We start from the raw sequence: 9,728 nt of genomic DNA, 5'->3' as shown, positions 1-9,728 counted from the left end.
CTGCTGCCCTGGCGCTGGAGAGACACGCTACCGGTCTAACTCAGGCCGCAACAGGTGGGGTTCGTGGAGCGCTTACGAACGTAACGACCGCCTGATGGCGACCTTGGACAACATCAATGGCAGGATGGGACGCGGGACCGTGACGTTCGGGCGCCCCTCGCCCGGTGCCGCCTGGCATCTTCGCTGCGCTAACCGCACACCTCGGTGGACAACGCGCTGGGACGAGTTGCCGAGTGTCCGTTGAGCAGTGTTCAATCGCAGAGCAGCCCGCTGGCCTGGATCTCGTCGACCCTTCCTGGGCTGATCCCGCGAATGCGAGAGAGATCCTCAAGAGACTGCCAAGGGCGTCCTTCCTCTATAGCCTCGGCACGAGCCGGCCCCACATGGGGAAGGTCCGTCAGTAGTTCGGCTTCGGTAGCATTGATGTCGATGCATAACACGCTGGCCTCAGTCAGGTCATGGAGGCTGCCACCGAAGATGCGTCATCCCTTTTCTTATTCCCAATATATTACAATCTTCAGAAGGGCCTGCGTGCACATTCTCAAAAAAGGAAGCGTCTAATAAGATAACTTATAGTGGAGATGAGTTGCTGATTATTCATTAAATTGCCCTTGGTGTTCTTTGCTTTTGATAAAGCAGGGGGGAGGCAACAGCCATTGTTGGGCAAATGATTTATTAAAATGGCGATTGAAGCTGTCAGTGTCGTTTATTTAACTCCTTGGTATTAAAGCTAAGAGAGGATGGTTTGATTTTTTAGCGGTTAAAAAATACCATCATAATCCATAGTGTTCCAAAGATAATGATCCAAGCAACAATATGGCTTAGTATGTGGGTTATTACAGGGTGGTCATTTAAACGATCGTCATTGTCAAGATGGTTGTGTTCTTGTGGACCTGATACCATAGTAGCTCCCAAGCCATTGCATTTATCACATTGATGGAAGTTGTTATCTGAGTATAACTTATACGGATCGTTAGGGTGCTGACTAGTAACAACCCTGCCTGTACCGTTACATTTTGTGCACCGTGACATTGTCATGAATACCTCACTTGGTTTTCTTTTAGAAATGGCAAAACTTCCACATATAGTGAGACTTATTAATATTCCTAGCTAACGAGCCGGCTCGTGAAATCTTCACAATTAACGTCTAGTGGGTTTTACACCAGCCTCCATTTTGCCTTAAATTAAAAAGTATATAAATTTATCGATGCAGGGTATTTAGTCGTGACTTTTGTTCTCGCTTGTATAAAAGCTTGTTGTGAATCTTACTTATCGACCATTAGAAGCATAGCTATACTATTACATAAAAATGAGCTGCTTAGCTGGAAGCCAACGCTATAACTGGACTGATTGACTGCAATAATTTTATGGCAGCTATGAGAGAGCCTTACAGCCTCGTTTTGAGGGAGTTCCCGTGGGGATCTCTCTAACAACGACGGCTGTGTAAAAGTTAGTTTTTTACGCCGTGCTTATAGCTTTGGTGGTTCCATAGGCACATAAACTTCGTTATTGGGAGGTGTTTCAGCGTCCTCCCTAGCATTTAAGAATTCTTGGTAGTTGACAAGAACTGCACTATAATCTACTAAATGAGACTCATATATATGAAAGCTAGGGCCATCAGGTGCTAGCCTAGTCTCAAGATATATTCTTAAAAGCAGTCCAGTACAGTCGTTGTGCGTTATCGCGTAGAAATTAATTTGTTCTTTAGAGCCTGGTGGAGGTATGTTTGGGCACACAGGTCCATCATCAGCGGAGCCATGATACCACATATACAATGTTGCAGATCCATCAAATAGCTGACTGGGCTCACGTAAATGAGTTGGCTCCCCGTATTTTTCTACCAAAGCTTCTTGTAGATATTGCCCATGAAAAAAATGTTCAGAGGTACCCCGTTTGACTATTAGGACCTCTTTGTTAGAAGGTGGAAGAGCATAATGGAGCAAAAGATTTCCCTGTGAGTCATCGCTTGTCCAATATTGGTATAAATGTTCTTTGCTATCCTCATTTTCTACTCTGTTTTCTTCCTTGAGTTCGTAACCTTGGCTGTGTGCAATTTCAGCAACTTCTTCAGGTGACATTCCTAGTTTTATTCCTAAAATATCATATTCACTAAATGTTTTGGCGTCTACATGCTTCAGCGAGAATATAAAGGAATATGAAAAAATGCAGGATATTAAAAGGACCTTGAACATCCCCCCCCCTAGCACATAAGCTGTTGGGATTTTTTTATGCGTAATCTCACGCACACCTAAGCCTGCCCTAATTTTAGAGAGCTGTAGAATGCATGACAACCCCGATTCTGCATAAGCATACAATATTCCTACTAGTATGATGAAATAATTGCGCTAAATTATTATTTCTTTAAAGAGCGTTACTTAAGCAACGTGATACTTTTTTATCAAAAAGCAGCACTTTCGATGAGTTTGGTGATCCTTCCTCGAAAACGGCCCACAGGCTATGTGATTTCCTAGGTTGACCCGATAATAGGGAGTATCAGATGAAGCCTAACCAACAGACCAAGGTGCAGGACATAAGGATCTTCAACCAACGACTAAGTAGACTTGATCGACGATCTGGCACGGCAGAACGGCATGAGCTAGCAGTCTATCTACCACTGGAAGACCAAAGACAGCGCCATTCGGGCCACAGAGTCGAAACACCTGCGCGATCTGAAAAATCGAAAAATGCTCGGCTCTGAAAGCTGTTAACGGAAAGCACCTCTCGATGCCGCTGCCATCGAATAATATTGACATTCGAAGTGATGCGGCGTGCGGTGAAGCACTTGATGTCAGACGGCTGGCTCAGTCAATAATGTGCCGCTCTTGCAATAAAGATGGTATTTGAGATTGGTTATTTATCATCCCCATACAAGGGAGTAGCTCCACTGATGATTAGCACTAAGGCCGGCTATGGGAGCCATGAAACCCTTGGTCTCATCCGGGGGCCCCTCACGCAGTCGGTCGACAACGGAGGCAATCATGCCCGACAAGCGCTTCGTCCATTTCCAGGCAGCTCGGCGCCGGTGATCTGAGAGACTGAGCCTCCTCGGGATCGTAGGCGCCAGTGCTGGCGTTACGACGCAACTCACGGTTGATCGTGCTTCTGTAGATGCCAAGCTCTCTACCGGTGTGGCGCTGGCTCATGTTCAAGTCATGACAGGTGAATCTGGTATCGTTGGATCTGGGTCAGCTGTCGTTGCCCCATACTCTGCTTCACTTTGGTAGGTAAGGTAGGGAGTGTAGCGGCGCTGGCCCTTCGCTGGCCAAGAATCAGGCACAGTTTTCCAGCCTGTTCGGATTGGACAAACCTGGTGCTGGCGACATGCTGTGGGGGCCGAGTTGACGGAGCCAGTGAGCCTTGTACCTGCCCTTCCGGCCGGATAATCCGACTGGCAGGGGAAACCAGCAGCCCGAACGGGTCAGAAAATAAACGCTACTCCATTAAATTGATACCTCTGAGCGCTCCAGCTGCCCACCTGAATTGTTCAGCGAGTCCTTAAGATAAACTTTTTTAATTCAATCCTTAATAAGCCACCCGTTGCTTCCTCCCTTTGTAATTGTTTGCCTGTACATCTTGAACTGCAATCTCGTCAGGATTGATGAAGGCTTAAATACTGTTGGAATCAAAATTGTCAGCGATTTGGCATGCCTATCAGCCACAACACCAAACCGAAAACAGCCACATTTATTACAATCCTCCAGATAGGATGCAGGTTATATGGTACTTGGTAGCCATCCCTAATAGGTTCAAAATATGAGCCAGTTACACCCGTGCCAGAGCATTGGTCGCACTGGTGAAAATTATTGTCTTGATAACGCTTTATAGGGTCAGCAGGATGTTGACACGTTACAACCCTCCCGTTACCGTTGCACTTAGTACATTGTTCCATAAAATTTTCCTTTTTTTCGCTAGCCGTTGGTAAAAATCATGTTGTATGCTTCGGCAAGATCGTTTGTTCTAAATTTCTTATATTTGCAATTTGGGCCGTGACGTTCTTCGCTCGGAGCCTGGGTGTAATAATCTTACCACCCTGAAAATCTGAATTGGAATTATCAGCTCAGAGACCTTTCCATTTCTGAGTTAGCTTTTCCTTTAGTCCAGCATAGTTCCACCACATCCAACTTCCCAGCCCGCCGGCAAAATAAGCAACGACATCAAAGATATCGGCAGTTCCTCGGTTTAGATATACTGGCCCGACATATTCAAACCCAATAGACCAAACTATGATCGGAGGTATGATTTCACTTAGCTTTGGTGGTGTGTCAGGATATCTAAGCTTTGATAGTTTTGTTATAAATAAAATAAGGGGTATAGCTACTGCCGGAAAAATTAGATCATTCAAGTAGTTGTTAAAAAAAGCAATACCACCTTTTAAGCTATTTGGCACCAACCACTTATTCAAGATATAAATGGTCAAAGAAAACAAAAATAGTTTATCCAATAAGTATCTGAACTCCTTTGTCGCCTTGCTCGCCATAAGCACTTCTCATATCACATTACAATAAAGTGATTTTCCACGCTATAAATCAGTAGCTCATAAAGCCAGCATGGTTATTATTGCAAACAATAAAAGTGTTAGAGCAAGAATCATTAGATTAAAGGCAACACCAAAAGCTGGATTGGGTCGCCCGCAGTTTGGGCATTCCTTTGCTCCTTTGTAAACCTCTTTCCCACACCCCTTGCAATTTGCCAAGCTCATTATCTAACCTCCTTTACTTACCTGTCTTCGATATCGCCCCTTTGAGCCTAGGAAAAAAAATTCAACTATACAGACATAGCCTTAGAATGCACTATTTTGAAATCTAACGACTATCCAATGTTGTGCTGATACTCTGTCCTGTGGTCTATATTTTATTATACATTCGTAATGTCACTTTATAGACTAAAAAACTCCCCCGCCGCATAGGTTGGCGGAAAAAACATAATTTATTACTACGCACGTGATCGATCGCAAATTTCGCGTCATACTATTTTCTATTTTAATAAATAGTACATGGTATTAAAGGTGAGTGGACGTAAGTTTGGGTTAGCATTAAATTTCTCATGTGAAGTGTGCCTGATTTCTGAGCGTATCAAGCGGAAAAATTAATGATGGACAAGAAAAGGCCTCTACACTAAATTTAGATATCTCGTTATTTATAATCATGCTTGAAAAATATAGTTTTGGTTACTTGGAAGAAGTTGGTTGCTAGTGAGTAACGTAGCAAATGCTGATACAAAAATAATGGTAGCGTCGAGTAGCTTTGTCATAAGCGTAGCCAGGATTTTTCCTAGCCAAAGAGAGACGATGTGGGGTGGTTATGCGTACATTGATGTTTTTTTTGTTATTTTCCCCATTTTTTGCTTTTGCAGAGGGCGAGAAATGGTTTTTGGGAAACTGGAGAATCACTGAAGTGAACTTTCCTGGTTTTTCGGCCTTGACTGAACAAGAAGCTGATGAATGGCTTGATCGGATTATTCAGTATAACATGAACTCAGTTGAGTTATCTGACAAAGCTTGTCAGAATCCATTATATATGGCTGAGTTTGTCGATTCCAATGATTACATGGTTGGACATAGGTTCTCATTAGAAACTTTGGGAATTCATGCTGGTACAGTAGAGATTGTAAGTGTTGACTGTGATCAGTCTTGGTTAGGCCCAGGGCTTACAATTATTAAAAAGAATGGAGATGCAGCATATATCCCCTGGGATGGCGCATATTTCTTTATAAGTCGCGAGAGATAATAATGCTAAAAGATAAAGTGTTCCGCGTCCTAAGAGCCGCTGTGGGAGTCGCAGTTCTAGCTGTAAACTTTTGCGTATCCCATGCCTTGGCGCAAGAGAGTACGGATTCAGCCGGCGGTTCAGTACTAGGGGAGTGGGTGGGTACCTATACATGCGCTCAGGGCCTTACTGGCCTAACTCTTACAATAGTGGAAGCTACGCCGACAGTTGCCAGTGCGATGTTTCACTTCTATGCTGACCCAAGAAACCCTCAGGTCCCTTCCGGGTGCTTTACGATGGAAGGTGTGTATGAACCTTCTACCGGCCTTCTTCAACTAAGTGGCAGGGACTGGCTATTGCGCCCAGCTGGTTATAGGTTTGTGTCCTTCGAAGGCAGGGTTGATGCTGAGGGACGCAATTTCCAGGGACTGGTTTCAGGGGCTCCTAGATGTACTACCTTCAATCTCAGCCGTCAGCCCTCGCTCGCGCCACCTCAAGCTAACTGCGTCATCGAGACGCCTACCGTCCAAGCTGACCAGGTTAGCGCGGGCACCATTGTGCAGGAATTGGCTAGCAAAGGTAGCATTGATCTTAATATCTTGTTTGATTTTGCTAAATCAACAGTTCGGCCAGACGGTAGGATTCAGCTCGACGAATTAGGCCGCATACTGATGTCGCCAGTCTTGGCAGAGCATAAAATTGGAATCTATGGCCATACTGATGCGGTGGGTTCTGATGAGGCGAATCAACAACTATCAGAACAACGTGCTGCCGCCGTGCGTGATTATCTGATTGAACGTTTCAACGCTCCAGCCGACCGTTTTGAAGTTCGGGGGTTCGGGAAGGAACGCCTAAAAAATCCCGGTGCGCCACTAGATGAGGCCAACCGCCGTGTTGAAATCGTGCTCCTCAGTGATTTTTCTAAACACAGTCATTGACAATAACAGTCACTGCCCCGTAGTGCATTGGTTTAGTGATTCTCCTGTAATTGTGCTTGCTGATTCTTATTCACTGCTAGCTCCGAATTTGAAAGCAGGTTCAAAAGAGTGAGCTAAATAACCAAGTGGAAAAGCGTGAGCCTAGTGTGGTATTGCGCTGACCCATCTATATCACCGCCTCACTATTGAAGACAGAGTCGCCATCATGCTTATGATGGCTCGTCACTATATACTAACCATTGCCCGGCAACTGGGATTTGCTTCCCAGCGAATCTCAGGGGAGCTGGCACGCCACGTGATCAGACCTGATTAGACTTACGATGTGATTTTTCCGCTACGTTGATCCTGATAGCAGGAGATCTCGCGATGAAGCGTAACCGACATACCGAAGACCAGACCATCAGTACTCTCAAGGCCAACGAGCGCAGCGTCTCGATCGCCGGGCTGGTCCGGCAGAACGGTGTGACCGAGCAGACCAATTACCGCTCGAAGGCTAAGTACAGCGGCATGGAGGTCTCAGAGGCCAAGCGTCTGCGTGAGCTGGAGGCCGAGAATGGACGGCTCAAGAAGCTTCTGACGGAAACAGCCCTTGATAACGTTGCCCACAAGGAGATGGTCTCGGGAAAGTGGTGACGCCCGAAGCGGAGCGGCGTGCGGTGGAGCACCTGGTGACAGGCGGCTGGCTCAGTCAACTGAGCGGTGTTCAATCGCAGAGCAGTCCGCTGGCCTGGATCTCGTCGACCCTTCCAGGACTGATCCCGCGAATGCGAGAGAGGTCCTCAAGAGACTGCCAAGGGCGTCCTTCCTCTATAGCCTCGGCACGAGCCGGCCCCACATGGGGAAGGTCCGTCAGTAGTTCGGCTTCGGTAGCATTGATGTCGATGCATAACACGCTGGCCTCAGTCAGGTCATGGAGGCTGCCATCGAAGGTCGTCAGCTCCAGCGTGGCGCTGCCCAGCGTCAGGTAGACTGGTGCATGGTCGGACACGACATCGCGTGCTCGCTCGTGGCCGATACCGAACAGCTCGGGGAAACGCACGATTCCTCGCTCGGCTACATCTAGCCTGCCGTGAATCTTCCAGATGTTGTCGTAAAGGTTGGCATAGCGCCCATCGGTCAGTCCCAACGTCGTGGCGCCCTGATTGATGGCCGGGATCACCCCAAGCTCCCGTAGCGGCTCCCAGCCAGGGTGCTCGGGGCGTAGGTTGAAGTCTCCTAGAAGCAGACGAGGGGTATCGGGGTAGACCTCATCAAGCCACTGCCAGTAGTCGGCAAGGGCCTCGATCTCGGGCAGGCGGTCCCCAATGCTACGACCGTAAGTGATATGCACGGTGGCCGCTGCAAATGCCTGACCGCTCCGAAGGCTGCGGAACTTGGCGGAATAGGGTTCCCTGGCAAACATATCGCGGTGATCGATGAAGACCACGGCGCCGCTGTCGTACTCTACGGCACTGTCCCGCCACAGAAATGCATAGTGCTCGCGGTAGGTTGAGCGGCCGAGCGCATGACTCGCCATGGAGGACCAGGATTCGCCGGTGATCGCCTCGACCTCCTGCTCCACGTGCTCCAGTGCCGCCTCGTTCATCAGCTCTTGGATGGCGAGAAAGTCGAAGTGCTGACGACATGGGCGACTTTGTCGTAACGCTTATCGTTGTCCCAGCCCAGATGCTGGATGTTCCAGCTGCCGATGACGATGTCTCCCCAAGCCAGTAGTGGGGTCATTGCCAGCCAGGCAACGAATAGACGCATGATCATGCCGATGCTCCCTGCGTGTGATGAAGCATGGTTGCGCCCCGGAGAACAAAGATCAATCCTGATTGGTGGGGATAGGCTTGATCAGCCCGGGATCGTTCTGGGTGGGTACTGACAAGGTCATGAAGGCGACGGTCTCGGAGAAGTCTCTCCTGAAGCTTATGGGGAGGGCCTAGCGACGCTGGAACGACACGCCGCATTGGACTCAGGACTGACGTGGGCACGTCTGGAAGGAGTGTGCGGTCTGTTCTAGTTGGCTCGGTGACGAGCACGCGGCTACCGAAAGGTGCACTATAAGGACCTGGCCAAGAAGCAGGCGCAGCTATTCAGCCTGTTGGGACTGGACAATGTGGTGGTGGCGTCATCCCAGTCGTGCCTCGCTGATGAAAGGCAATGAATTGCGTTCGATCCCGCCAGGCAAAATCCCGCAAAGTGGTGAGCGATCATGCCTAGTCGGACGGCACATCCCGCAAAGTGGTGTGCGATCATGCCTAGTCGGCCGGCAAAAAAATCCCGCAAAGTGGTGAGCGATCATGCCTAGTCGGACGGCACATCCCGCAAAGTGGTGAGCGATCATGCCTAGTCGGACGGCAAAATCCCGCAAAGTGGTGAGCGATCATGCCTAGTCGGACGGCACATCCCGCAAAGTGGTGAGCGATCATGTCTAGTTGGACGGAAAAATCCCGCAAAGTGGTGAGCGATCATGCCTAGTCGGACGGGAAAATCCCGCAAAGTGGTGAGCGATCATGCCTAGTCGGACGGCAAAATCCCACAAAGTGGTGAGCGGTCATGCCTAGTCGGACGGTAACATCTCGCAAGTGGTGAGCGATCATGCCTAGTCGGACGGCGAAATCAGCAAAGTAGTGAGCGATCGTGCCTAGTCGAACGCGGTTCCTCAGCAACCCCGCTCCAACCAGGCTGGGAATCTGAACATCGGGCAGTGGTGTAGGGAGAATCCGTAGCCCAGTCCTGGAGGTCTCCCCCGAGTGGCCTGCCTCCCGCCTCACCAGCCGGGTGCATTGCCTACACCGCGTCGCACCAGGTCCTGCCTGCGCGTGAAGCTACTCAATGGCATTCTGCGGACTGGAAGCCGTAATTTGGGCAGTTGGGATAACCTTGGGGTAGACACATAGCTGGGCAAGATCTCTCATAGATCCTGCTGCGCTGCTCATACTACATGAGCCCGGCCTGGTGCAATGCTTACAGCACATCCACTGGCTGGTCACCATCTGAGCCCCGGTAGCAAGAAGGATAGGTGTCGGGTCCCGTGTGATTGACTACCCGTTTGGAAAATAATTCAGGCCGCTTGGTCTGCCATTCTTTCATCGCCGCG

General features: G+C 48.8%; 9 protein-coding genes and 1 pseudogene. 4 read left to right on the top strand and 6 right to left on the bottom strand.

Annotated features, from left to right (window positions below):
- Nucleotides 1–94 precede the first annotated feature (94 nt).
- On the top strand, nucleotides 95–244 hold the full coding sequence (locus H1D44_RS20255) for a DUF4113 domain-containing protein (protein ID WP_340162543.1): 150 nt from the start codon (nucleotides 95–97) through the stop codon (nucleotides 242–244).
- Nucleotides 245–251: 7 nt separating this feature from the next.
- Here H1D44_RS20255 and H1D44_RS21405 read toward each other — a convergent pair whose 3' ends face one another.
- From H1D44_RS21405 to H1D44_RS20235, 4 genes and pseudogenes are all read right to left on the bottom strand, one after another.
- Nucleotides 252–440: a ComEA family DNA-binding protein gene (locus H1D44_RS21405; protein WP_422672013.1), complete on the bottom strand. Its 189-nt coding sequence runs from the start codon at nucleotides 438–440 to the stop codon at nucleotides 252–254.
- A 1,029-nt stretch (nucleotides 441–1,469) separates the two neighbouring features.
- Complete coding sequence (locus H1D44_RS20245) at nucleotides 1,470–2,192, bottom strand: hypothetical protein (RefSeq protein ID WP_181517077.1); 723 nt, start codon at nucleotides 2,190–2,192, stop codon at nucleotides 1,470–1,472.
- Nucleotides 2,193–2,863: 671 nt separating this feature from the next.
- Nucleotides 2,864–3,204: pseudogene (locus tag H1D44_RS21400) on the bottom strand (helix-turn-helix domain-containing protein); the annotation flags it as partial.
- An 853-nt stretch (nucleotides 3,205–4,057) separates the two neighbouring features.
- Nucleotides 4,058–4,477: a hypothetical protein gene (locus tag H1D44_RS20235; protein ID WP_181517075.1), complete on the bottom strand. Its 420-nt coding sequence runs from the start codon at nucleotides 4,475–4,477 to the stop codon at nucleotides 4,058–4,060.
- Between the two features lie 823 nt (nucleotides 4,478–5,300).
- Between H1D44_RS20235 and H1D44_RS20230 the strand changes: the two genes are divergently transcribed.
- From H1D44_RS20230 to H1D44_RS20220, 3 genes are all read left to right on the top strand, one after another.
- A complete protein-coding gene (locus H1D44_RS20230) occupies nucleotides 5,301–5,726 on the top strand; it encodes a hypothetical protein (RefSeq protein WP_181517074.1) in 426 nt (141 codons plus the stop codon).
- A 275-nt stretch (nucleotides 5,727–6,001) separates the two neighbouring features.
- Nucleotides 6,002–6,643: an OmpA family protein gene (locus H1D44_RS20225; RefSeq protein WP_181517073.1), complete on the top strand. Its 642-nt coding sequence runs from the start codon at nucleotides 6,002–6,004 to the stop codon at nucleotides 6,641–6,643.
- A gap of 366 nt (nucleotides 6,644–7,009) precedes the next feature.
- The gene (locus H1D44_RS20220; RefSeq protein ID WP_181517072.1) at nucleotides 7,010–7,276 is read left to right on the top strand and encodes a transposase; all 267 of its coding nucleotides are present in this window, start codon (nucleotides 7,010–7,012) and stop codon (nucleotides 7,274–7,276) included.
- A 70-nt stretch (nucleotides 7,277–7,346) separates the two neighbouring features.
- Here the strand turns inward: H1D44_RS20220 and H1D44_RS20215 are convergent, their stop codons facing one another.
- The gene (locus H1D44_RS20215; RefSeq protein WP_238984602.1) at nucleotides 7,347–8,228 is read right to left on the bottom strand and encodes a helix-hairpin-helix domain-containing protein; all 882 of its coding nucleotides are present in this window, start codon (nucleotides 8,226–8,228) and stop codon (nucleotides 7,347–7,349) included.
- On the bottom strand, nucleotides 8,228–8,398 hold the full coding sequence (locus H1D44_RS21115; RefSeq protein ID WP_238984601.1) for a hypothetical protein: 171 nt from the start codon (nucleotides 8,396–8,398) through the stop codon (nucleotides 8,228–8,230). The genes H1D44_RS20215 and H1D44_RS21115 overlap by 1 nt, the downstream gene beginning before the upstream one ends.
- Nucleotides 8,399–9,728 lie beyond the last annotated feature (1,330 nt).

Source organism: Billgrantia kenyensis, from assembly GCF_013697085.1.
In the GTDB taxonomy this organism is placed as follows: domain Bacteria; phylum Pseudomonadota; class Gammaproteobacteria; order Pseudomonadales; family Halomonadaceae; genus Halomonas; species Halomonas kenyensis.
The sequence above is the reverse complement of the archived record's forward strand: the minus strand, read 5'-3'. Positions and strand labels throughout refer to the sequence as shown.